At 74.3% G+C, this 22,514-nt stretch carries 18 protein-coding genes; 10 read left to right on the top strand and 8 right to left on the bottom strand.

Going from position 1 to position 22,514, the window contains the following annotated elements:
• The first annotated feature begins 100 nt into the window (after positions 1-100).
• The gene (gene serC / locus ABTZ03_RS34765) at positions 101-1,219 is read left to right on the top strand and encodes a phosphoserine transaminase (RefSeq protein WP_350517162.1); all 1,119 of its coding nucleotides are present in this window, start codon (positions 101-103) and stop codon (positions 1,217-1,219) included.
• 291 nt (positions 1,220-1,510) lie between these two features.
• Here the strand turns inward: serC and thpR are convergent, their stop codons facing one another.
• Positions 1,511-2,122, bottom strand: a complete 612-nt coding sequence (gene thpR, locus ABTZ03_RS34760; RefSeq protein ID WP_350517161.1) for an RNA 2',3'-cyclic phosphodiesterase — start codon at positions 2,120-2,122, stop codon at positions 1,511-1,513.
• Between the two features lie 46 nt (positions 2,123-2,168).
• Between thpR and ABTZ03_RS34755 the strand changes: the two genes are divergently transcribed.
• A complete protein-coding gene (locus tag ABTZ03_RS34755; protein ID WP_350517160.1) occupies positions 2,169-2,687 on the top strand; it encodes a GNAT family N-acetyltransferase in 519 nt (172 codons plus the stop codon).
• Between the two features lie 51 nt (positions 2,688-2,738).
• On the opposite strand, the gene ABTZ03_RS34750 is transcribed toward ABTZ03_RS34755, so the two are convergent.
• Both ABTZ03_RS34750 and ABTZ03_RS34745 read right to left on the bottom strand, forming a co-directional pair.
• Positions 2,739-4,274 (bottom strand): MFS transporter, encoded by a 1,536-nt coding sequence (locus ABTZ03_RS34750; protein WP_350517159.1) that lies wholly within the window; start codon positions 4,272-4,274, stop codon positions 2,739-2,741.
• A 122-nt stretch (positions 4,275-4,396) separates the two neighbouring features.
• Positions 4,397-4,831, bottom strand: a complete 435-nt coding sequence (locus tag ABTZ03_RS34745) for a MarR family winged helix-turn-helix transcriptional regulator (protein ID WP_350517158.1) — start codon at positions 4,829-4,831, stop codon at positions 4,397-4,399.
• A gap of 141 nt (positions 4,832-4,972) precedes the next feature.
• On the opposite strand from ABTZ03_RS34745, the gene ABTZ03_RS34740 reads away from it, so the two are divergent.
• Together ABTZ03_RS34740 and ABTZ03_RS34735 are read left to right on the top strand one after the other, a co-directional pair.
• Positions 4,973-5,473 carry a VOC family protein gene (locus ABTZ03_RS34740; RefSeq protein WP_350517157.1) on the top strand — a complete coding sequence of 167 codons (501 nt, stop codon included), beginning with the start codon at positions 4,973-4,975 and terminating at the stop codon, positions 5,471-5,473.
• Between the two features lie 275 nt (positions 5,474-5,748).
• The gene (locus ABTZ03_RS34735) at positions 5,749-6,579 is read left to right on the top strand and encodes an MHYT domain-containing protein (protein WP_350517156.1); all 831 of its coding nucleotides are present in this window, start codon (positions 5,749-5,751) and stop codon (positions 6,577-6,579) included.
• 259 nt (positions 6,580-6,838) lie between these two features.
• On the opposite strand, the gene ABTZ03_RS34730 is transcribed toward ABTZ03_RS34735, so the two are convergent.
• Positions 6,839-8,548, bottom strand: a complete 1,710-nt coding sequence (locus ABTZ03_RS34730; protein ID WP_350517155.1) for a hydrogenase maturation protein — start codon at positions 8,546-8,548, stop codon at positions 6,839-6,841.
• Between the two features lie 216 nt (positions 8,549-8,764).
• Entirely contained in the window at positions 8,765-9,688 is a 924-nt protein-coding gene (locus ABTZ03_RS34725; protein WP_350517154.1) for a DUF4231 domain-containing protein, read from the bottom strand.
• Between the two features lie 131 nt (positions 9,689-9,819).
• Between ABTZ03_RS34725 and ABTZ03_RS34720 the strand changes: the two genes are divergently transcribed.
• Entirely contained in the window at positions 9,820-10,278 is a 459-nt protein-coding gene (locus ABTZ03_RS34720) for a VOC family protein (protein WP_350517153.1), read from the top strand.
• Positions 10,279-10,362: 84 nt separating this feature from the next.
• Here the strand turns inward: ABTZ03_RS34720 and ABTZ03_RS34715 are convergent, their stop codons facing one another.
• On the bottom strand, positions 10,363-11,823 hold the full coding sequence (locus ABTZ03_RS34715; RefSeq protein ID WP_350517152.1) for an NCS2 family permease: 1,461 nt from the start codon (positions 11,821-11,823) through the stop codon (positions 10,363-10,365).
• Between the two features lie 183 nt (positions 11,824-12,006).
• Between ABTZ03_RS34715 and ABTZ03_RS34710 the strand changes: the two genes are divergently transcribed.
• From ABTZ03_RS34710 to ABTZ03_RS34700, 3 genes are read left to right on the top strand one after another with little or no spacing between them, the layout of a single operon-like run.
• Positions 12,007-12,309: a DUF2530 domain-containing protein gene (locus ABTZ03_RS34710; RefSeq protein WP_350517151.1), complete on the top strand. Its 303-nt coding sequence runs from the start codon at positions 12,007-12,009 to the stop codon at positions 12,307-12,309.
• Between the two features lie 52 nt (positions 12,310-12,361).
• Positions 12,362-14,875: an HAD-IC family P-type ATPase gene (locus tag ABTZ03_RS34705; protein WP_350517150.1), complete on the top strand. Its 2,514-nt coding sequence runs from the start codon at positions 12,362-12,364 to the stop codon at positions 14,873-14,875.
• A 36-nt stretch (positions 14,876-14,911) separates the two neighbouring features.
• Positions 14,912-15,118 (top strand): hypothetical protein, encoded by a 207-nt coding sequence (locus ABTZ03_RS34700; protein ID WP_350517149.1) that lies wholly within the window; start codon positions 14,912-14,914, stop codon positions 15,116-15,118.
• Positions 15,119-15,125: 7 nt separating this feature from the next.
• Here the strand turns inward: ABTZ03_RS34700 and ABTZ03_RS34695 are convergent, their stop codons facing one another.
• Together ABTZ03_RS34695 and ABTZ03_RS34690 are read right to left on the bottom strand one after the other, a co-directional pair.
• Positions 15,126-18,422 carry a sacsin N-terminal ATP-binding-like domain-containing protein gene (locus ABTZ03_RS34695; protein ID WP_350517148.1) on the bottom strand — a complete coding sequence of 1,099 codons (3,297 nt, stop codon included), beginning with the start codon at positions 18,420-18,422 and terminating at the stop codon, positions 15,126-15,128.
• A gap of 532 nt (positions 18,423-18,954) precedes the next feature.
• The gene (locus tag ABTZ03_RS34690; RefSeq protein WP_350517147.1) at positions 18,955-19,836 is read right to left on the bottom strand and encodes a DUF3027 domain-containing protein; all 882 of its coding nucleotides are present in this window, start codon (positions 19,834-19,836) and stop codon (positions 18,955-18,957) included.
• Between the two features lie 581 nt (positions 19,837-20,417).
• Between ABTZ03_RS34690 and ABTZ03_RS34685 the strand changes: the two genes are divergently transcribed.
• Both ABTZ03_RS34685 and ABTZ03_RS34680 read left to right on the top strand, forming a co-directional pair.
• A complete protein-coding gene (locus tag ABTZ03_RS34685) occupies positions 20,418-21,800 on the top strand; it encodes an MFS transporter (RefSeq protein WP_502894681.1) in 1,383 nt (460 codons plus the stop codon).
• A 72-nt stretch (positions 21,801-21,872) separates the two neighbouring features.
• Positions 21,873-22,403 (top strand): hypothetical protein, encoded by a 531-nt coding sequence (locus ABTZ03_RS34680; RefSeq protein WP_350517146.1) that lies wholly within the window; start codon positions 21,873-21,875, stop codon positions 22,401-22,403.
• The last annotated feature ends 111 nt before the right edge of the window (positions 22,404-22,514 follow it).

Here is a 22,514-nt window from a genome sequence, read left to right as displayed (position 1 = left end):
GGCCGGGCCCGCCGGCCCGCACCGATGAGCAGTCGAGATCACAATCTCAGCGGGCGGACGACCGTACCCCGGACGGCCCCCCAGCCAGTAGGCTGCGCGCGTGGCTCAGATCCAGATCCCCGCTGACATCAAGCCCGCAGACGGCCGTTTCGGCTGCGGACCGTCCAAGGTGCGCCCCGAGGCCCTGAGTGCCCTCGCCGCCACCCAGACCTCCCTGCTCGGCACCTCGCACCGCCAGGCCCCGGTCAAGAACCTGGTCAAGCGCGTGCGCGAGGGCGTGAGCAGCCTGTTCTCGCTGCCGGAGGGCTACGAAGTCGTCCTCGGCAACGGCGGCTCCACCGCCTTCTGGGACATCGCCGCCTTCGGCCTGGTGCGGGAGAAGTCCCAGCACCTGGACTTCGGCGAGTTCTCCTCGAAGTTCGCCTCCTCGGTCAAGGCCGCCCCGTGGCTGGCCGAGCCGACGGTGATCAAGGCCGCCCCGGGCACCCACCCGCTGCCGGTCGCCGAGGCCGGCGTGGACGTCTACGGCCTCACCCACAACGAGACCTCGACCGGCGTCGCGATGCCGATCGCCCGCCCGGCCGGCGCGGACCAGGGCTCGCTGGTGCTGGTGGACGCCACCTCGGGCGCCGGCGGTCTGCCGGTCGACATCACCGAGACCGACGTCTACTACTTCGCCCCGCAGAAGTCCTTCGCCTCCGAGGGCGGCCTGTGGCTGGCCACCTTCTCCCCGGCCGCCCTGGAGCGCGCCGCCGAGATCGCCGCCTCCGGCCGCTACATCCCGCCGTTCTTCTCTCTGCCGACGGCCATCGACAACTCGTCGAAGGACCAGACGTACAACACCCCGTCGCTCGCCACCCTGTTCCTGCTGGCCGACCAGCTGGAGTGGATCAACGGCAACGGCGGGCTGGACTGGGCCGTCGCCCGTACGGCCGACTCCTCGTCCCGGCTGTACACCTGGGCCGAGAAGTCCTCCTTCGCCAACCCGTTCGTGGCGAACCCGGCCGAGCGCTCCCAGGTGGTCGGCACCATCGACTTCGACGAGTCGGTGGACGCCGCCGCGGTCGCCAAGGCACTGCGTGCCAACGGCATCGTGGACACCGAGCCGTACCGCAAGCTGGGCCGCAACCAGCTGCGCGTCGCGATGTTCCCGGCGATCGACCCGGCGGACGTCGAGGCGCTCACCCACTGCATCGACTACGTGGTCGAGCAGCTCTGACGGGTCCCGAGCACGGCTGAGGGCCACCGCCTGCGGGCGGTGGCCCTCTCGCCGTTCCGGGGGGCTGGGGGCCGCGGGCCGGCGGGCCCGGGCCGGGGCTACTTGCCGACCAGGGAGCTGATCAGCACGACGACCAGCAGCAGCACCAGGGTGCCGGAGACGATGCGCATTCGAGTCTTGGGATCCACGGTCATCGAGCGTACCCCCGGCTCACCCCGACACGAATCCCAGGCCCTCGGCTCCAGGCCCACGGCTCCAGGCCCACGGCTCCAGGCTCTCGGATCCAGGCCCTCAGCCCCGGTCGGCCAGCGCCCAGGAGCGCAGCGACTCGTAGTGGGCGAAGCCCCCGCTCAGGTCGCTGCGCACCAGGTGCAGCCCGGCGGCCGTCCACTCCGGCCCCCGGTACGGCGCCAGCGCCGCCGCCAGCCCGTCCAGCTCGGCCGCCGCGACCCGCTGGGCGGCCCGCCGGTGCCCGCGCGAGGAGCCGGCCCGGGCCAGCGTGAGGTGCGGGTGGAAGGCGAAGGCGTCGCCCTTCCCGGCGGACCCCCCGATCGACTCCCCGGTGAACCCGGCGGTGGCCTCGGCCACCGCCTCCGCGAGCCGGCGGATCGCCCGGGTCTGCCCCTCGACCCCGGCCCAGAGCACCCGGTCCCCGAACCGGCCGGAGCCCGCGATCCGCAACCGGTGCACCGGGTGGACGGCCGCGACGGCGGCCAGGGCGGCCTCCAGTTCCGGCAGCCGTTCGGCCGGCACCTCGCCGAGGAAGGCCAGGGTCAGGTGCCAGCCCTCGACGGCGGTCCAGCGCAGCCGGTCCGCCCCGGGCAGCCCGCGCACCGGGGCGACGGCGTCGGAGAGCCCCTGGAGCGCCTCGACCGGCGGCAGCACCGCGACGAACAGTCTCATGATCAGATCTTCCCTCGCCGGACGGCACGGTGTAGAACGGTTTTCCATGAAGATCCGCAACGGGGGCCCTTCGGACGCTTCCGACATCCTGTCCCTGCTCGACGGCGCCATCTCCTGGCTGGCCGGCCAGGAGCGCACCGGGCAGTGGGGCGACGAGCCGTTCAGCACCAACCAGGCCCGGGTCGACCAGGTCACCTCGTACACCGAGGACCCCTTCCTGGTCCGCCTGGCCGTGGACGAGGAAGGCCGTACGATCGGCTGCTGCGTCCTGGCCGAGAACCGCGGCAGGTTCGTCCCGCCGTCGAAGGAACCCGAGCTCTACGTCCGCCTCCTGGTCACCGACCGCACCCGCAAGGGTTCCGGCATCGGCGCCGCGCTGATCGCCGACGCGATCGAGGAGACCCGCCACCGCGGCCTCGACCTGCTGCGGGTGGACTGCTACGCCGGCAACGACCGCAAGCTGGTCGGCCAGTACCGGGCGCTCGGCTTCACCGAGACCGAGACCTTCGAGGCCGAGCAGCCCTCCGGCATGTGGCCCGGCCAGGTGCTGGAGATCCGCCTCTGACAGCACGCCGCAACGCCCCGGGGAAGGCCTCCGGGGCGTTCTGACGTTCCGTCAGCAGGCGGCGGCCAGCTCGGACTTGCGCGGCACGGCGACGCGCGGCACGACGGCCACCACCCGCCCGCCGCGGCCCGGGTGCAGGTCGAAGCGCACCCGCAGGTCCGCGCTGCGGGCCAGCACCAGGCCGACCGCGGCGGCCGCCAGCGCGGACACCAGCCCGCAGGCCAGCAGGCCCAGCCGGGGCCCGTACGAGGCGGTCACCCAGCCCACGATCGGGGCGCCGATCGGCGTGCCGCCGGTGAAGACCAGCACCAGCAGGCCCATCACCCGACCGCGCATCTCGGGGTCGGTGGACAGCTGCAGCATCGAGTTGACCGAGGTGTTGAAGCTCAGCCCGAACACCCCGATCAGCATCAGCAGCAGCGCGAAGGTCCAGTAGTCGGGCGCGAAGGCCGCGACCACCTCCAGCGTGCCGAAGGCCAGTGCCGCGCCGACCAGTCGGCGCAGCCGGGGCGCGCCCCGGCGGGCGGCGAGCAGCGCGCCGGCCAGCGAGCCGACCGCCATCGCGGTGTTCAGCAGGCCGTACTGCCCGGCGCCCACCTTGAAGGTGTCGTACGCGAAACCCGACAGCAGGGTCGGGAAGTTGAACCCGAAGGTGCCGATGAAACCGGCCAGCACCATCGGCCAGAGCAGCTCGGGCCGCTCCTTCACGTACCGCAGGCCCTCGCGCAGCTGGCCCTTCTCCCGGGCGATCGGCTCGGTCGGGCGCAGTTCGGACTCGCGCATCGCGAGCAGTCCGCCGATCACGGCGGCGAAGGACAGCGCGTTGACGGCGAACGCCCAGCCGCTGCCGACCGCGGCGATCAGCAGGCCCGCGACGGCGGGGCCGACCAGCCGGGCGGTCTGGAAGTTGGCGGCGTTCAGGCTGACCGCGTTGGCGAGGTCCTTCGGGCCGACCATCTCGGAGACGAAGGCCTGCCGGGTCGGGTTGTCCACCACGGTGACCAGGCCGAGCAGCAGGGCGAAGGCGTACACGTAGTACGGCGTCACCACGTCGCCGATGGTCAGCACGGCCAGTCCGGCCGCGAGCAGGCCCATCGCGCCCTGGGTGTAGACCAGCAGCCGGCGCTTGGGCATCCGGTCGGCGAGCACGCCGCCGAACAGGCCGAGCAGCAGCATCGGCAGGAACTGCATGGCGGTGGTGATGCCGACCGCGAGCGGGCTGCCGGTGAGGCTGAGCACCAGCCAGTCCTGGGCGATCCGCTGCATCCAGGTACCGGTGTTGGACACCACCTGGCCGGCGAAGTAGTAGCGGTAGTTGCGAACGCGCAGGGAGGAGAACATCCCCCGGGGCCTGGTGAATTCGGCTCCGGTCGGCGATGCGGCCGAACCGGTGGGGGACGCGGCCGAAGGGGTTCGGCGCTGAGCGGCGGGGTCCGCCGCGGTGCGTTCGTCGGGGTCGTCGTCGCCGTTGCCCGGCAGTCCGCTGGGGGCGGGGGCCTGGGCGTCGGCGGCCGCGGTGTCCGCGGCGGGGTCGGTGGTCTGGTCGTCGGTACGGGCGGCGGCGCTGGCTGCGGCCGGCGGTGTCACGGTGGTCTCCCCTCGCGGCGCGACGGCCCTGGCGGTGGCCGTCGCGCTCCTGGTTTCGGTAATCGGTCCTGCGGTGATGCGGTGCTCCTTCTTCTTCCGGCGGCTCGCCGGAGTGGGTGTGCCTAGAGGTGTGCGAGCTTGTAGAGCACGGGTGCGGCCTCCCGGAGGGCGGCCCACTCGTCGTCGTCGAGCCCTTGGGCGAGCTCGGCGAGCCAGGCGTTTCGGCGCCGACGACTCTCCGCGAGGATCGTCTCGGCCTGCTCGGTGCTGCTGACGACCACCTGGCGGCGGTCCTCGGGGTGCGGCTCCCGCCGCACCAGCCCCTTCTCCTCCAGCATCGCGACGATCCTGGTCATCGAGGGGGGCTGCACGTGCTCCTTCCGGGCGAGCTCACCCGGTGTCGCCTTTCCGCACCGGGCGAGGGTGCCCAGCACTCCCATCTCGGTGGGACTCAACGACTCCTCCACCCGCTGGTGTTTGAGTCGTCGGGAGAGGCGCATGGTGGACGACCGCAGCTGTGAGATCGCTGCGAGGTCCTGCTCGGACATCTCGGGCATCTCTTTAGCTTACGTCATTACCCTCGCTAAAGAAAAACGGGTTCCCGCCGTGCCGGAGGATCGGCCCGGTGCCATATTGGTGAGGGGTGATCGTTCCCACCTCCCGGAACCGCTCCCACCTCCCGGAAGGGCCGACCAGACATGTCCGACCTCGCTTCCGAAGCTCCCGCGCCGGCCGCACCGTCCGTGCCGTCCGCACCGGCCGCGCCGTCCGCGCCGTCGCCGCAGACCGCCGGGTCCGCGCCGGACCCGCAGGACGACTCCGGCTTCGCCCGGCTCGCCATGGTCACCATCGACTGCGCCGACCCGGTGGCACTGGCCGCCTTCTACGGCGAGCTGCTGGGCTGGGAGACCCGGCACGTGGACGAGCGCTTCGCGATCCTGGACAACCCGGAGGGCGGCAGCCCGCTGGGCTTCGGACGGGTCAGCGGCTACCGGCCGGAGCCGTGGACCGAGCCGGACGGCAGCAAGCACTTCCACCTCGACTTCTACGTGGACGACCTGGAGGAGTCCACCGCGAAGGCGCTGGCGCTCGGCGCGACCGAGCCCGGCTACCAGCACGGCCGCACACTCCGGGTGCTGATCGACCCGGCCGGCCACCCCTTCGGGCTCGCCCCGCTGGAGCAGGCCATCGGCCAGTGAGACCCCCGGGGGTCCTGCGCAGGCGGTGTCAGGGCTTGGTGCCAAGATCTTGCAGGCGACGTAAAGGTCCACGCTGACCTGGGAGTTCACGAAAAACACGAACCTTGTGCGACTGCCCGGCAGTCGTTACTGTCCCCGTTGTCAGGGGCACCACACGCCAGGTCTCCTCTCGATGGCACCCGTTCCGTGCCCCTCCCCCACCTTCTCCCCGGCGACCCGGCCTGCCGCGTCCGCCCGAGCCCTGGCGCCCTCAACCCCTCGTCCAGGGAGCTCAATTGGGTGAGATCCATCATGCCGACCACGGCTGGGTGACACCGGCGGTCTCGTACTTCGTCGCCTGCCTCGGCGCCTTCGTCGCCCTCCGCAGCGCCCGCTGGGCACTCGTCTCCCGGGGCCGCAGCCGAGCCGTCTGGCTGCTGTTCGCCTCCACCTCGCTCGGCGCCGGCATCTGGTCCATGCACTTCATCGCGATGCTCGGCTTCTCCGTCACCGGCGTCGAGATCAGCTATCAGCCGCTGCTGACCGTGCTCAGCCTGCTGGTCGCCGTCGCCGTGGTCGGCGTCGGACTGTTCACCGTCGGGTACTGGCGCAGTCGGCCCGTGCTGGCGCTGCTGGTCGGCGGACTGACCACCGGCCTCGGCGTCGCCGCGATGCACTACCTGGGCATGGCCGCGATGGTGCTGCCCGGCCACCTCGACTACGACCGCACCACGGTGGGGCTGTCGGTCGCCATCGCGGTGTTCGCGGCCACCGCCGCGCTCTGGGCCGCACTGAACATCCGGGGCACCCTCGCCGTCCTGGCGGCCGCGCCGGTGATGGGCGTGGCGGTCTGCGCGATGCACTACACCGGCATGGCCGCGCTGTCGGTCCGGCTGGACTTCTCGCACTCCACCCAGGGCGGCGTGATGGCGCTGCAGTTCATCTTCCCGCTCGGGGTCGGACTGGGCTGCTACGTGTTCTTCGGCTCGCTGGCCTTCGCCGTCTCGCCCAGCAAGCCCAGCAGCCAACCGTTGCTGGTCGGCCCGGCGGCCCCGCTGGCACCCCGGCCGCCGCGCGTCCCCCCGCAGCGGCGGCGCCCGACGATCGGCGCGGCCACCCGGCGCTGAGTCCGGGCCGCGGAGAAAGACCGACGTGCGGGCGGGGGCCCCCCCCCCCCCCGGGCGCCCCCCCCCCCCCCCGGCCGCCCCCCGGGCGGCCGGGGCGCCCGGGGGGGGGGGGGGGCGGCGGCCGCGGGCGCAGCCCGCGCGCCGCGGCGCCCCGCGCGGGGCGCGCCCCGCCGCCGCGGCGCCCGGGCCGCGGTCCCACCGCCCCCCGGGGCCGGGTCCCCCACCCCGGCCGGACGTCCGCACGCACTCCCTGAAAGCCTCAGGGCCGGCCGAGCAGCCCGGTCAGGTGGGCCGGCGTCGCCACCGGGCAGACCTTGCGCACGAAGTCCCGCCGCAGCCCGTGGTACGGCTCGCCGGCCCGGTAGAAGTTGGCGTGCATCCGGCGCAGTTCCTCCGCCCGGTACGCGGCCAGCGGCTTGGCCTCCTCGTCCACGGCCCGGCGGCGCTTCTTGTCCACCAGCCGCCCGGTGAGCTCCGGCGAGGCGGCCAGCCCGGCGGCCTCCCGGACCACCCAGCGGCGGAACTCCGCCGCGTCCCCGCCGAACGCGCGGTCCACCAGACCGATCCGGCGGGCGTGTTCGGCCCCGACCGGCAGCGCCTCGGTGGTGAGCCGCTCGGCCTGCTCGGCGCCGACCCGGGCCGGCAGGGTGTACGTCCAGTACTCGGAGCCGTACAGGCCCATCAGCCGGTAGTGCGGGTTGAGCACCGCCGAGTCCCGGCACCACACCTCGTCGGCGGCCAGCGCCAGCATCAGGCCGCCGGCCGCCGCGTTCCCGGCCAGCGCGGCGACGGTCAGCTTGTCGCCGGTGGTCAGGACCGCCTCGACCAGGTCGTCCATCGCATTGATGTTCTCCCAGGACTCCAGCGCCGGGAAGGCCGCGCCCTCGATGACGTTGAGGTGGATCCCGTTGGAGTAGAAGTCCCGGGGCGCGCCCAGCACCAGCACCGAGGTGGGCCGTTGGACCGCCGCCCGGTAGGCGGCCAGCAGCCGACGGCACTGCTCGGTGCCCATCGCCCCGCCGGCGTAGCCGAATTCGAGGTAGCCGACCTCGCCCTCCTCGCGGTAGCGCAGCTCCGACCAGGTGTTCCGACCGGCCGCCGCCGCGGGCGTCACCGGCACCTCGCGCACCCGGTGCAGCTCGTCGGCGAGCGCCGTCGCGGCCGGCAGCTTGAAGGTGACCGGCCCGCCGGGGGTCCGGCGCGGGCGCAGCTGGGGTATCCAGACCGCGCCGTCCACGGTGGCCCGGCAGATCGCGCCGTCCCGGGTGGCCAGCACGGCGCCGGGCTCCGGGCCGCGCAGCTCGTCCTCGGGGTGACCGCCGTGCAGGAAGAAGTCGCGGCCGAACAGCTCGTCCAGCACGCCGGGTTGGGAGTCGGCGGCGCGCAACTTCCGCAGCACGGTGGCGGTGTCGTCCCGCTGCCAGTCGATCCGGCGGGCCTCCTGGCGGAGGAAGGGCCGCAGTTCGCCGTACACGTCCGGGCGGGCGTGGTCCAGCGGCTCGGGGACGAACAGCCCGCCCTCGTACCGCTGGACGGCCAGCAGGACGGCCTCGACGGCGGCGTCCGCGACCTCGCCCCGGTACAGCTCGCTCTTGCCGCACTCGGGGACGGCGAACTCGACCGACGCCCAGATGTCGCCCGCGTCCATCTCCTCGACGGCCTGCAGCACGGTGACGCCCCAGCGCCGGGCGCCCCCGGTGATCGCCCAGTCGAGCGAGGAGGGGCCGCGGTCGCCCTTCGGGCCGGGGTGGACGATCAGCACCGTCCGGGTGGACCAGATGTCCGCCGGGACGGCCTTGGTGAGCATCGGGCAGATGATCAGCTCCGGGTCGACCCGGGCCACCGCCTCCCTCATCTGCTCGTCGCCGAGGGCGAGTTGGACGGCGACCTGGTGGCCGCGCTCGCGCAGCTCGGTGTGGACGCGCTGGGTCAGGCTGTTGAACGCGGTGGCGATCAGGAGAATGCGCACAGGTGGGCCTCCGGGCAGGGACTGCGGGTCGCGCGGTGGCGATGAAACCAGGGCATGGACACGTAATGGTCACGTTCTGTCGCTCGGCGCTCTACTCTCACGCACCCCGCACACCTGTGCCCCCCGCGTGGTCCCGCTTCGCCGGATCTCCCCAGCCCCTCCCCGGAGTTGGCCTGGCGCCGGACACCCGGTGCCGGGCCTCCCGGCGGGGCGGACCTACCGCGGGAACGCCCGGCGGGCCCGCCAGGTGGTGTGCTCCCGGGAGACCGCGTCCTCCGCCTCGGCGGCCAGCCGGGCCCACCGCTCCTCGGCGTCCGGTGCCTTGGCGTCGAGGTCGGAGAGCTGGTTGCCGACGTTCTCCAGCTCGCGCGCGGCCATCTGGTACGCGGCGGCCAGCGGGCGCAGCTGCTTGAGCTGGGTCCAGGCGATGATCGAGGCGGCCGCGGCCGAGCTGGCCCCGAAGACGTGCACCTCCAGGGCGCCGGTGGCCTGGGCGATCGCCGCCGCCGCGCCGATGATGATCAGCGTCGCGATGCCCAGCCCCCAGGAGACCGACTGGGAGTCGCAGGACTCGGCCCGGGAGCGGTACCAGGTGCGCTGGCCCTCGACCCGGGTGCGCAGGTAGAGGGTGCGCCGGGCGGTCAGGCTGTCGGCCCGGGCGCGGCGCATCTCCTCGGTGATCTCCGGGACGCTCCCGGCCGGCACGATCTCCGGGTCCTCGAAGGCCCGCAGCACGTCCTCGACCTGGAGCAGGTAGCCGCGGTCGGCGTCCGCCGAGACGGCCTCGCCGCCGAACGGCCGGGCCCGGACGCTGTACTTCCAGGCCAGCGTCTTGACCGACTCGGCCGCCGCCCGCGCCTCGTACCACCGCCCCTGCGGATTGCTGCGGCGCAGCCGGGACCAGAAGTAGCCGGCGATCAGGAAGGCGGCCACCGAGAAGAGTGGCTTGATGTCGGCGTCGCCCTCGTGGGCCGGCCCCGGCAGTGCTCCGATCAGTGCGGCGACCACCAGCATGGCGATCAGTCCGCGGTGCCAGCGGAGCGTCTCGCGCTGTCCGTCCAGCGAGGCCTTGTCCGCCCGCCAGAACAGCTCCGGCAGCAGTCGCGCCTCGACTCCCCCGGGCGGATCCTGTTGCACCATCGGTCGAGTCCCCTCCCCTTATCCGTCCAGGCAGTATTCCCGCCGCCAACTGCCCTACACCGCCGCCTTTTTGACAGCCGCCGACCGCCGGTGATTGCCCGGCCCGACCGCTAACCGATATAACCGGTTACATGCCGCTGCACTGGAAGCTCGTCATCGACTGCGCCGATCCGCACCGCCAGGCCGCCTTCTGGGGCGCCGCCCTCGACTACACCGTCGAGGACCACAGCACCCTGATCGCCCGCCTGCTGGCGGCCGGCGCGATCACCCCGGACGCCCTCACCGAGACCGACGGCCACCCCGCCTGGCGCACCCTCGCCGCGGTCCGCCACCCCGAGGACCCGTACGACCCGGCCTCGGACACCGGGCTCGGCCGCCGCCTGCTGTTCCAGGCCGTCCCCGAGGCCGAGCAGCCCAAGCCCGGCAAGAACCGCCTCCACCTGGACGTCCACCCCGGCCCGGGCGGGCGCGCGGCCACCGTCGCCCGCCTCGAAGCCCTCGGCGCCACCGTCCGCCACGAGGTCGCCGAACCCGGCGGCTCCTGGACCGTCATGGCCGACCCCGAAGGCAACGAGTTCTGCGTCCACTGACCCCGGAACGCCGCACGACCCCGGAACGCCGACGGCCCTGCCCTCCGATTCCGGAGGGCAGGGCCGTCGAGCGCCGTGCGGCGGTCAGAGCAGACCGAAGGCCGGCATCAGGTAGTAGAAGGCGAACACCGCCGCCACCACGTACATCGGCACCGGCACCGAGCGCCCGCGCCCGGCCGCCAGCCGCAGCACGCAGAAGGCGACGAAGCCGAAGCCGATGCCGTTGGTGATGGAGTACGTGAACGGCATCATCACGATCGTCAGGAAGGCCGGGATCGCGATGGTGTAGTCCGACCAGTCGATCTCCTTGATGGAGCCCGCCAGGATCAGGAAGCCGACCGTGACCAGGGCCGGGGTAGCGGCCTGGGCGGGGACCATGGTGGCGAGCGGGGTGAGGAAGAGCGCCACCACGAAGAGCAGGCCGGTGACGATCGAGGCGAAGCCGGTGCGGGCGCCCTCGCCGACGCCGGCGGTGGACTCGACGAAGCAGGTGTTGGCGGAGGCGGAGGTGGCGCCGCCGGCCGCGGTGGCGATGCCGTCGACCATCAGGATCCTGTTGATGCCCGGCAGGTCGCCCTTCTCGTCCAGCAGGTGGGCCTCGTCGGCCACGCCGAGGATGGTGCCCATCGCGTCGAAGAAGCAGGACATCAGCACGGTGAAGACGAACAGCGCGCCGGTCAGCACGCCGACCTTCTCGAAGCCGCCGAACAGGCTGACCTTGCCGACCAGCCCGAAGTCCGGGACGGCCACCGGGTTGCCGGGCCAGGCCGGGACGGTGAGGCCCCACTTGAGCGCCGGGACGTCGGCGAACTTGTCGATCACGACGGCGAGCACGGTGGAGGCCGCGATGCTGATCAGGATCGCGCCGGGCACCTTGCGGATCACCAGGATCAGGGTGAGCAGCAGGCCGAACACGAAGACCAGCACCGGGAAGCCGAGCAGGTGCCCGTTGCCGCCGAGCTGCAGCGGGACGGTGGTGTGGGCGGCGTCCGGCATCCGGCTGACGAAGCCGGAGTCGACCAGGCCGACCAGGCTGATGAACAGGCCGATGCCGATCGCGATGGCCTTGCGCAGGCCGAGCGGCACGGCGTTCATCACCCGCTCGCGCAGGCCGGTGGCGACCAGCAGCATGATCGCGAAACCGGCCAGCACCACCATGCCCATGGCGTCCGGCCAGGTCATCTTGGGCGCGAGCTGCAGCGCCACGATGGTGTTGACGCCGAGGCCGGCCGCCAGACCGATCGGGACGTTGCCGATCACGCCCATCAGCAGGGTGGTGAGACCCGCGGTGAGGGCGGTGGCGGTGACCAGCTGGGCGCTGTCCAGGTGGGCCCCGGTCATGTCCGTGGCGCTGGCCAGGATGATCGGGTTCAGCACCAGGATGTACGCCATGGTGAAGAAGGTGGCGACACCGCCGCGGATCTCGCGCGACAGGGTGGAGCCGCGCTCGCTGATCTTGAAGTAGCGGTCCAGTGCGCCGGAGGGGGGCGTCGGGGCGCTGGAGGCGGGTTCGGGCGACTCGGTGGTCGACTGGACCACAGGCATGCGGGCGTCCTCTGTGGGGGAGCTGAGGAGGGGGGTGGCACCCGGGACGACGGTGGCCGGGCGCAGGGATTTAAGTATGGTTTCCCGATCGCACACGCGCTATCTTCGCGCGTAGAGCACGCACCGCCCACGGGCGCCCCACCTGCTCCCCGCCGGACCCCCACGCACCGTACGCTAGGCCCCATGCCCAAGACGCCGCTGCACCCCTCGCCCCCTCCGCTGGAGGCCAATGACGTCGCCATCGTCGGCGGCGGCACGGTGCTGTGGTTCGTCGCCTTCCTGGCACTGCTCCCCTTCCAGGGCAGCCTCTCCGACCACGGCCACGGCAGCTGGCCGTGGATCTGCCTCTCCGGCGGCCTGCTCGGCCTGATCGGCCTCTGGTACTGCCGCGCCCGACGGGACGCGATCGCCCGCAGCCGCGCCGCCGAGGCCGCGCGGGACGCCGCCGGGGGGAACGGCCAGAACCCGGCCACCCGGTCGGACTGAATAGTCCTTTAGTAGCACGCACCGGACATAAGGCACCCGTAGAGTCGGTGCCATGACGCAGCCTGCCCAGCCCGCGGAAGAGCAGCCGAGCGACGGAGACCGCCCGGAGGGAGCGCACCCGCTCGGGCTGCTGCCCGGACGGCGCGGCGGCCTGACCGCCGCCGAGGTGGCCGAGCGGGTGGCGAGCGGACGGGTCAACGACGTCCCGGTCCGGTCCAGCCGGTCCACCCGGGAGATCGTCCGGGCCAACGTCTTCACCCGCTTCAACGCCATCATCGGCATCATGTTCGCGATCATCCTGGTCGTCGGCCCCCTCCAGGACGGCCTGTTCGGCCTGGTCATCGTGGCCAACACGGCGATCGGCATCATCCAGGAGCTGCGCGCCAAGAAGACCCTGGACAGCCTGGCCCTGATCGGCGAGGCCCGGCCGCAGGTCCGCCGGGACGGCGCCGTCCAGCAGATCGCCGTCTCCGAGATCGTCCTGGACGACACCGTGCTGCTCGGCATCGGCGACAAGGTGATCGTGGACGGCGAGGTCACCGAGGCGGACGGCCTGGAGATCGACGAGTCGCTGCTCACCGGTGAGCCCGACCCCGTCCTCAAGCAGCCCGGCGACCAGGTGATGTCCGGCAGCTTCGTGGTGGCCGGCGCGGGCGCGTTCACCGCCACCAGGGTCGGCCGGGAGGCCTACGCGGCCCAGCTGGCCGAGGAGGCCAGCAAGTTCACCCTGGTGAAGTCGGAGCTGCGCAGCGGCATCGACAGCATCCTGCGGTTCATCACCTATCTGCTGATCCCCACCGCGATCGGTCTGATCATCAGCCAGCTGGCGGTCGAGGGCCGGGACTGGCGCGAGGCCGTCCGGCGGATGGTGGCCGGCATCGTGCCGATGGTCCCCGAGGGCCTGGTGCTGCTGACCTCGGTGGCCTTCGCCATCGGGGTGATCCGGCTGGGCCGCCAGCAGTGCCTGGTCCAGGAGCTGCCCGCGATCGAGGGCCTGGCCCGGGTGGACACCGTCTGCCTGGACAAGACCGGCACCCTCACCGAGGGCGGCATGGACGTGATCGACCTGCGGGTGCTCTCGAACGGCGAGCCCGCCCAGGTCGACAAGGAGACCGTCCAGCAGGCGCTCGCCGTGATGGCCGGGGCCGACGCCCGCCCCAACCCGTCCATGCAGGCGGTGATCGACGCCTACGGGCGCGGTGACGGCCGGCGCGGCGACGGCCCGCCCGGTGACGGCCAGAACGGCGACGGCCCGCGCGGCGACGGCCCGCGCGGCGGCAGCGGCTGGCGGGTGATCGAGGCGATGCCCTTCTCCTCCGCCCGCAAGTGGAGCGGCGTCCAGCTGCTGGAACCCCAGGGCGGCGAGGCCAGCTGGCTGCTCGGCGCCCCCGACGTGCTGCTGCCCGCCGGGCACCCGGCGCTCGCCGAGGTGGACGAACTGGGCGCCCGGGGCCTGCGGGTGCTGCTGCTCGGCCGCACGCCCGTCCCGCTGGACTCCCCCGACCCGGCCGCCGGCCTCACCCCGCTCGCCCTGGTGGTGCTCCAGCAGCGGCTGCGCGCGGACGCCGCCGACACCCTGCGCTACTTCGAGGGGCAGGACGTCCGGGCCAAGGTGATCTCCGGCGACGCGGCCGTCTCGGTCGGCGCGGTGGCCGGCCACCTCGGGCTGCCCGGCGCGGACCACCCGCTGGACGCCCGCACCCTGCCGCAGGACCCGGAGCAGCTCGCCGACACCGCCGAGCGGACCAGCGTCTTCGGCCGGGTCACCCCGCAGCAGAAGCGCCAGCTGGTCGGGGCGCTGCAGTCCCGCGGCCACACCGTGGCGATGACCGGCGACGGCGTCAACGACGTGCTCGCACTCAAGGACGCCGACATCGGCGTGGCGATGGGCACCGGCTCGGACGCCACCAAGGCGGTGGCCCAGATCGTGCTGCTGAACGACTCCTTCGCCACCCTGCCCTCGGTGGTCGCCGAGGGCCGCCGGGTGATCGGCAACATCGAGCGGGTGGCCGGGCTGTTCCTGGTGAAGACGGTCTACTCGGTGCTGCTGGCACTGCTGGTGATCTTCACCCACTCGCCGTACCCGTTCCTGCCCCGGCACTCCACCGTGCTCTCCACCCTCACCATCGGCGTGCCGGCCTTCTTCCTCGCGCTGGCCCCCAACAACGAGCGGGCCCGCACCGGCTTCGTGAAGCGCGTGCTGCGGCTGGCCGTCCCCGGCGGCGTCATCGCCGGCACCGGCACCTTCGTCGCCTACTCGCTCGCCCGGGCCGACCACGCCACCGACCTCAAGGCCGACACCAGCGTGGCCACCCTGACGCTGTTCCTGATCGCGATCTGGGTGCTCGCCATCGTCGCCCGCCCGTACAACTGGTGGCGGCTGCTGCTGATCGGCACCATGGGCGCCGCGTTCGCCCTCGTGCTGGTGGTCCCGCCGCTGTCCGACTTCTTCCAGCTCCGCCTGGTGGGCCTGCGCGACCCCTGGATCGGCGTCGCCGTCGCAGTGCTCTGCGGCATCGTGCTGGAGGTCGTCTGGGGCTGGATGAAGCGCCGCGGCATGGAGTGACGCCGACTTAGGATGGCCCCCGAAAGGGGGTGCCGGATGGCACGCAGGGGTGGAGAGCTGGAGGCGTTCACCGCCTTCCTGGGCGGACTGCTGGCGGCCGGGCTGACGGCGCTGACGATGGCGGGCGTCGGCCTGGCGGTCAGGCCGACGCCCACCCTGAAGACGGCGGCGCTGGTGACGCTCGGCGCGGTCTGGCTGACCGTCACCACCACCGTCTACCTGCGGCTCAAGCCGCGCGACTGAGCCCGGCTCAGCCCTCGAAGTCCCGGGCCGCGGACAGCTCGTAGGCCCGGTCCGGCTCGGTGAGCGCGGCCAGCACCTCGAAGCGCCGGTGCCACTGCCCGACCGACCAGGCGAGCCCGGCCGCCAGGCCCTCCGGGGTGGCCGCGTGCAGCAGTCCGGGCACCGGCGGGACGTCGAACTCGTCCTCCTCGTCGGCGGCTTCGGCCAGCTCCGGGTCGTACGGCGGCTCCGGGGCGTCCGCCTCGCGGTCCCACCGCCAGTCGACCGCGGCCTCGCCGCCGTCCGGGCCGACCACCAGCAGCTCCTCGTGCTCCTCGTAGGCGACCGGGCAGCCGGGCAGCAGCTCCCGCACCACCGCCGGGACCCGGTGCAGCACGCCCTCGGAGAGCACCCGCCCACCGGCCACCTCGCTGGCCAGCGACACGTGCAGCCGCTCCGCGAGGTCCGCGGCGAGCGCCGGGGCAACCGGCAACAGCGGGTACGGGTGCAGCAGTTGGACCAGGTCCGGGGCGTCGGCGACGACCGCCTCGGTGGCGTCCACCACCACCGTGTGGTCCGGGCGGCGGCCGGTCTCCGGGTCCAGCGGCGGCAACGCCCGTACCACGTCCAGCGGTTCGATCCGCTCCCGGTCGATCCGGGCCAACGCGGTGTGGATGCCGTGCAGTTGACGGTGCCCGACCTCGGCGGCCGGATCGGTCAGCCGGTCCAGCACCTCGTCCGGGCCGTGCACCTCGGCGAGCAGCGCGGTCAGCGTGGTGCGCACCCCGAGCGCGTGCAGGAACTGCTCGTCCAGGGTGGTGCGGGCCTCGTCGTACAGGCCGCGCAGCAGCGGGTCGGCCCCGGCGGCGCGCAGCCCGGCGGGCTCCCGGCCGGCCAGCACCGGGTGGTCGCGCAGCCACCAGGCGGTGTACGGCGGCAGGTCGGCGTAGGTGCCGTCCGGCAGCAGGGTGCGCACCGGGCCGACCACGGCGTCCCGGTACGGCGGGCGGGCCAGCGCGGCCAGCGCCTCCGGCCAGGCGTCGTCGTCCACCAGGTCGAGGTCCCGGACGGCCAGCAGCTCGGCGGCCACCGGCGGCACCCCGACCGCCTCGTCGGCGTTCAGCGCCTCCAGGACGTCCTCGGCCCACTCGGCGAGGCCGTCCGGCGCCTCGTCCAGCAGCCCGGTGGGGTGGCCGCCGGCCGCCCGGTCGGCCGGCACGGTCGGGTCCAGCCGCTCCAGGTCGTCCGGGTCCAGCACCACGTCCTCGGCCCGCACCAGCACGAAGTCGGCCAGCACGCCGACCGCCGCGAGCACCTCTGGGCCCCAGCGCTCCAGCAGCTCGTCGTCCACCCAGCCGGCGTCCTCCTCGCGCGCCAGCGCGGCGAACGGGCTGCCGGGCAGCACCAGTTCACCGGCCCGGGCGGGCTCGCCCTCGTCGTCCAGCAGCGCCAGCCGGGCCAGCCAGGGGTGCTCGCCCACGGCCGGGGCGGCCGCCTTCACCAGGGCCAGCACGGCGTCGGCCAGCTCCAGCGCGGCGTCCAGGTCCTCGTCGGCCAGCTCGTACGAACGGGCCACCGCGGCCCGCACCTCGGGGGTGTCCAGCACGCCCGCCGGGGTGGCGGTGCCGGCGCCCAGCTTGGCCAGCAGCGGGTGGGCGGCCTCCGGGTGGGCCAGCCGCAGGTCGAGCGCGGCCAGCGCCCCGGCCAGCGACTCGGGGTAGCCGGGGAAGGCCGCCCAGTCGGCGTCCTCGGAGGGCAGCAGGACCCGCCGCGGCCCGGTGACCGTCCGCCCGTCGGCGAGCGGCACCGGCAGCGCGCCGAGCGCCTCCGGGTCGGCCGCGCCGAGCGCCGCGTACAGGTTGCGCCACCAGGCCGGGTCCCGGTCCAGCCCGCCGAGCTGGTCCACCACCTCGGCCAGCGGCACCCGGCGCACGTTCAGCACCCGCAGCTCGGTGCGCCGCTCCAGCCCGGCCGGCAGCAGCCCGGGGAAGATCGGCGCGAGCGCCTCCACCACCGAGCCGTCCGCGCCCTCCAGCAGCGTCGCGTCCCGCGGCCGCAGCGCGGGCGTGCCCTCCTCGACCCCGCCGGGGTGCGGCAGGAACGGCGTACCGGGCAGCCGGGACAACACCGCCGCGCGCAGCGCGTTGTCCAGCGCGCCCTGCCCGAGCGGGCCGGGGACCAGCCCGAGCGAGCCGAGGTCCGCGCCGCGGGCGCGCAGCAGCTCGGTGTAGCTGTCGGCGGCCCGCTCGGTGAGGAAGTCGGCCAGCGCACCGGGGGCGAGGTGCCGGCGGGTGGAGTCCAGCGGGTAGGAGGCGATCAGCAGCGCGGGCAGGCCGATCGGCTCGTCGCTGGGGGTGGGCGCGTGCAGCACCGGCGCGATGGCCGGCCGCTGCGGGGTGCCGTCCGCCGCCACCGGGACGGCCCAGGTCACCGTCCAGTACGGGCGGGCGCGCTCCTCGGTGGGCCGGTCGGCGAGCAGCTCGGCGTCCAGCCGGCCGGAGGCGCCGGTGGTCTGCCAGACGGTGCGCCGCAGCCGGCCGTCGCCGTCGTCGGTGACGGTGACCTCGGTGACGCCGTCCGGGCGCGGTTCGGCGGCGCCGCGGGTGAGCATCCGGGTGCCCTCCGGGGTCTCCACCACGACCTCGGCCAGCCCGGGCAGGGTGAGCAGCAGGGCGTCGTCGATGCCGGCCAGCAGTCGCCGGGTCAGATCCTCCGCGGCGGCGTCCCGCAGCGGCAGCACCACCACGGTGTCGTAGCCCTCGGGCGCCGGGCCCTCGGCGGCGAACGGCAGCCGCAGCAGCGGCACGTGGCCGTCCCGGCGACGCAGCTCGTCGGTCAGCGCGGGCTGCGCCTCGGCGAGCGAGCGGGCCTCGCCCAGCGACCAGCGCACCCCGCCCGCGGCGCCGAGCACGGCGGGCTCGTCGGTGACCGCGAGGACGGCGGCGAAGCCGACGCCGAACCGGCCCACCGCGGGCTGCTCACCGCGCTTGGAGGAGGCCCGCAGGGTGGACAGCGACTCGACGGCCGCCGCGTCCAGCGGGGCACCGGTGTTGGCCGCGGCCAGCACGCCGTCCGCCAGGGTCAGCCGCAGCCGCCCGGGGCCGTGCCCGGCCCGCATCGCCGCGTCGGCCGCGTTCTGCGCCAACTCGACCACCAGGCGGTCGCGGTAGCCGCCGAGCGCCAACTCCTCCTCGGCGTTGGCGTCCTCCCGGAACCGGGCCGGCGAGGCGGCCCAGGCGTCCAGCACCCGCCGGCGCAACGCGGCGCTCCCGAACGGGTCCGCGAGGTGCTCGTCCGTGCCGCTGCCGATGATCCGAGGTTCCACGGGACCTGCCGCCTTCCGCCGCCCTGTACGTCGTAGGGCATTCTTCCCTGCCCCACCGACTGCTCCCGACCACCGCCCGGCCCGGCGCCGCCTCCGCACCGGATCCGACGACCGGACGCCCGGCGGCGAGGGCCCGTCAGGGCAGGCCCGCCGACCTCGGACGACGCGGGGTGAGGGCCCGTCGGTGCACACCCCGACCGCGGCGGCGGGCGGGTCCCGTCGGCCGGCGCCCCACCGGGCCGGCCGACGGTCCGTCCCGGCTCCGACGCTCCGTGGGCGATCGCCCGTCAGCGATCGTCCTGCCGGTCCGGTGCTCCCGCCCCTCGGGCGTTCGCCGGGCGGAGGTGGGGTGCCGTCGGCCGGCACCCCACTGCCTGGACCGACGGCACCCCGGCTGCCGCCCACGGGCTGGGGGTCCGCACGGACGACAGGAAGGCCGGGGCCCCGCAGCTGAGCGGAACCCCCCTACCCGGTTGAACGCCGCGGCCCGCCCCACCGGTTCAGTGGGACGGGCCGCGGAAGCGGGGCGGGCTCAGGAGTGGCCGAGCTCCTCGGCCGGGGCGTCCGGCTCGACCGAGCCGGAGGCGCGGTCCGGGTGCAGCTGCAGCGGCTCCACCACCAGCTCGTCCAGGATCAGCTCGGACGGCGCCGGCGGGGCCGGGATGACGGCCGCCTCGGAGTGCCCGCCGCAGCCGTACGCGAAGGAGACGATCTGGCCGTCGGCCGGGCCGAACTCGTTGCCGCACACGCCGAAGGCCTGTCCGAGCGAGCCGCCGATCGGGATCAGGAAGCCGCAGCTGCCGCACGCGGCCGGAGCGGCCTGCGCCATCGGGGTCTGCGGGCCGTGCGCCTTCTCCCAGCGGTCGGCGGCCAGGTGCAGCCCGAGCCGGGACAGCACCCGGCTGCGGCCCAGGCCGAGCTCCTCGGCCACCGCGTTGATCTGCGCGCGGGCCGGGGCGGGCTGGACGTGCGGGTCGCTGACCACCACGTCCTCCTCGGCCACCAGGGCGACCGCGGAGTTCGGCGCGGGCTCGTCGTCGCCGGTCCAGCCCGGCTCCAGCCGCAGGTCGTCGGCCCCGGTGGGCAGCAGGTCGCCGGGGCCCATGTCGCCCGGGCGCAGCCGCTCGCTCCACGGCACCCACTCGGGCGCCAGCACCGCGTCGGGGCCGGGCAGCAGCACGACCTCGTCCAGGGTGACGTTCTTCGCGCGCGGCGCGCGGGCGACGGTGACCGCCCAGTGCCAGCCGCGGTAGGCCGCGTCCAGGCACTCGAAGCTGTGGGTGACGACGCGGTCGGCGTCCGCCTGCACGCCCAGGTGCGGCCCAACGGCCTCCGGCCCGACCGCCTCCTCGGCAGCCTGACGGGCGAGTTCGACGGCCTCGGCACAGAGCCGGTCGGGGGTACGGCTTCGCATCGCAGCACTCACGGCGTCGATTCTCTCCCAGTTCTTCTGTCGCCCACGGCGTGTTGCCTTCTCCGTCGCGGCTCGGTAGTCCCTCGTCCATTCTGCGCGACCCGGGGCCGCCTCGGGTACCGACCGCGCCGCTCGTCCGGCCTGCCGGCGACCCGGCGCCCCGGTGGGCGGGCCCTGGGGCAGGCTACCCGCCGGTCGGCGCCCCGGCACAGTCCGGGGCGGAGCCGAACCTTCCGGGGCCGCGCCGAGTGGCGCCGATTCCCGCGTCACTCCGGCGAATCTGGGGCAGGATGGGGCTTGTGGCGGACCACGACCCGTCGCAGCACGCACCGCGTGCCTCGCAGGCCGGAGGCCCCGACGAGGCGGACGCGGCGCCGCGACAGCAGCCTCCCGTCCCCGCTGCGGGCGAACCGCAGCCGGTGGGCGGCGACGGGGCGTCCGCCCCCGTGGACCTGCTCAAGGCCCCGGCCGAGGAATCCGCCGACCCCGCGGGCCGCACGGATCTCCCGGAGCCGGAACCGGAGGCGGAACCGGAAACGGAACCGGACGACGAGGACGCCCCCGAACCCCGCCGCAACCTCCTGGTCCGCGCCGCCTCCGCCGCCGGCCTGCGCACCGGAAAGCTGGTGCACGGCACCGGCCGCCGGATCCGCCGCGCCACCTCGGCCGAGGGCGCCGGCGAGTCGGGCCTGGCGAAGCTGATCGAACTGCACGCGCTGAACTCCTTCGGCGACATGCTGATCACCATCGCGCTGGCCTCGACCATCTTCTTCTCCGTCCCCACCGGCGAGGCCCGCGGCCGGGTCGCCCTCTACCTGCTGATCACGATGGCCCCGTTCGCCCTGCTGGCCCCGGTGATCGGCCCGCTGCTGGACCGGCTGCCGCACGGCCGCCGGGCGGCCATGGCGATGTCGATGCTGGCCCGGGCCGTCCTGGCCTGGACGATGGCCGGGGTGATCTCCGGCGGCGGCATCGCGCTCTACCCGGAGGCGCTGGGCGTGCTGGTGGCGTCCAAGGCGTACGGCGTGGTGCGCAGCGTCGTGGTCCCCCGGCTGCTGCCGAGCCGGCTGTCGCTGGTGAAGGCGAACTCCCGGGTCACCCTGGCCGGGCTGCTGGCCACCGGGGTGGCGGCCGGGGTCGGCGGGCTGCTGCACCTGATCGGGCCCGGCTGGCCGCTGCGCGGCGCCTTCCTGGTGTTCGTGATCGGCACCCTGATGGCCTTCCACCTGCCGCACACGGTCGACTCGGCGAAGGGCGAGCAGCGGGCCGTGCTGCACGCCGAGGTGCCCGGCGAGGTGCCCGGCGAGGTGCCCGGCGACGGCGGGGGCTCGCACCTGATCCACCACCGGCCGCCGAAGGTGAAGGCCTCGCTGCGCACCGTCGGCCCCTCGGTGGTGCTGGCGCTGCGGGCGATGGCGGGGATGCGCTGGCTGGTCGGCTTCCTGGTGTTCTTCCTGGCCTTCCTGCTGCGCACCGACCCGATCGGCGGCCTGCGGCCGACCCTGGCGCTGGGCCTGGTGGCACTGGCGGCCGGGACGGGCAACGCGCTGGGCTCGGTGCTCGGCTCCTGGCTGCGCACCCGCGGCCCGGAGGCGACGGTCACCGCGATGCTGCTGCTGGCGACCTGTGTGACGGGGGCGGCCGCGCTCTGGTACGGCGTGGTGACGGTGGTCCTGGTCGCCGGGGTGTCCGGGATGGCGGCCTCGCTGGGCAAGCTGGCGCTGGACGCGCTGATCCAGCGGGACGTTCCGGAGGCGGTCCGGACCTCGGCGTTCGCCCGCTCGGAGACCCTGATGCAGATGTCCTGGGTGGCCGGCGGCGGGGTCGGCATCCTGCTCCCGCTGAACGGGGTGCTGGGTCTGTCGATCGCCGCCGGGGTGGTCGGCCTGGTGCTGCTGTGGACGGCCCGATCGCTGCTGCGGCTGGGTCTGCGGCGGCACCCGGCCGCGCCCCGGGTGGCCTGAACCGGCCGCCCGCAACACGCGGTGGCCGACCCCCGCGTAGCGTGATCGGCCGGGCCCGGTAGATTCTGATCCATGAGCCTCAATACCCGTGTCATCGCCGCCCTCGGCGCCGTCGTCGTGGTCGGCGCGGCCACGGTCGGCACCTCCGTCGCGATCGCCGCCGGACAGACCGAGCACAGCTCCCACCGGGCCACCCTCCAGGTCGGCACCACGTCGGTCGCCGCGGACCCGCTGTGCTGGAACGACGGCAGCCCGCTGACCGACGACCAGCAGGACCAGTGCCGGACCAAGGCCAACGACGCGCTGGCGAACGGCAGCCTGCCGCAGTCCGACGTGCGGGCGAGCGACCGGATCGGCGTCGGCGTCAGCCCGAACGTCGCCAAGACCGGCTGGTGGGCCTCCACCAACGGCGGCTCCTCCAGCCAGGGCGGGCAGACCAGCCTGTTCTCGTACGCCCAGGGCCCGACCTTCTCCGGCTCCCAGCCGGCCGGCAAGCTGCTGAACTCCAGCGGCAAGACCGTGATCACCGTGGTCGAGATCGACAAGAAGTCGGAGAGCCCGATCGCCGTCTGGTACTTCCAGACGAACACCAAGGACAGCTGACGCTCCCGCGATGAGCGCGCACGTCGACGACGAGCAGCCGGGCCCGTTCGGGGGGCCGGGGGGCCTGGGACGGGCGGGGGCCCCCCCGCCCCAGGCGGGGCGGGGGGGGCG

The organism is Kitasatospora sp. NPDC096077 (assembly GCF_040303245.1).
Taxonomy (GTDB): Bacteria; Actinomycetota; Actinomycetes; order Streptomycetales; family Streptomycetaceae; genus Kitasatospora.
Note: the sequence above shows the minus strand (reverse complement) of the source record. Positions and strands in the feature narration are given on the sequence as shown.

Coding starts and splice junctions, on each gene's coding strand:
- ABTZ03_RS34720 (WP_350517153.1), top strand. CDS start 9,820: ATGCCGCTGCACTGGAAGCTCGTCATCGACTGCGCCGATCCGCACCGC.
- thpR (WP_350517161.1), bottom strand. CDS start 2,122: ATGAGACTGTTCGTCGCGGTGCTGCCGCCGGTCGAGGCGCTCCAGGGG.
- ABTZ03_RS34700 (WP_350517149.1), top strand. CDS start 14,912: ATGGCACGCAGGGGTGGAGAGCTGGAGGCGTTCACCGCCTTCCTGGGC.
- ABTZ03_RS34710 (WP_350517151.1), top strand. CDS start 12,007: ATGCCCAAGACGCCGCTGCACCCCTCGCCCCCTCCGCTGGAGGCCAAT.
- ABTZ03_RS34715 (WP_350517152.1), bottom strand. CDS start 11,823: ATGCCTGTGGTCCAGTCGACCACCGAGTCGCCCGAACCCGCCTCCAGC.
- ABTZ03_RS34740 (WP_350517157.1), top strand. CDS start 4,973: ATGTCCGACCTCGCTTCCGAAGCTCCCGCGCCGGCCGCACCGTCCGTG.
- ABTZ03_RS34680 (WP_350517146.1), top strand. CDS start 21,873: ATGAGCCTCAATACCCGTGTCATCGCCGCCCTCGGCGCCGTCGTCGTG.
- ABTZ03_RS34705 (WP_350517150.1), top strand. CDS start 12,362: ATGACGCAGCCTGCCCAGCCCGCGGAAGAGCAGCCGAGCGACGGAGAC.
- ABTZ03_RS34725 (WP_350517154.1), bottom strand. CDS start 9,688: ATGGTGCAACAGGATCCGCCCGGGGGAGTCGAGGCGCGACTGCTGCCG.
- ABTZ03_RS34745 (WP_350517158.1), bottom strand. CDS start 4,831: ATGCCCGAGATGTCCGAGCAGGACCTCGCAGCGATCTCACAGCTGCGG.
- ABTZ03_RS34755 (WP_350517160.1), top strand. CDS start 2,169: ATGAAGATCCGCAACGGGGGCCCTTCGGACGCTTCCGACATCCTGTCC.
- ABTZ03_RS34690 (WP_350517147.1), bottom strand. CDS start 19,836: ATGCGAAGCCGTACCCCCGACCGGCTCTGTGCCGAGGCCGTCGAACTC.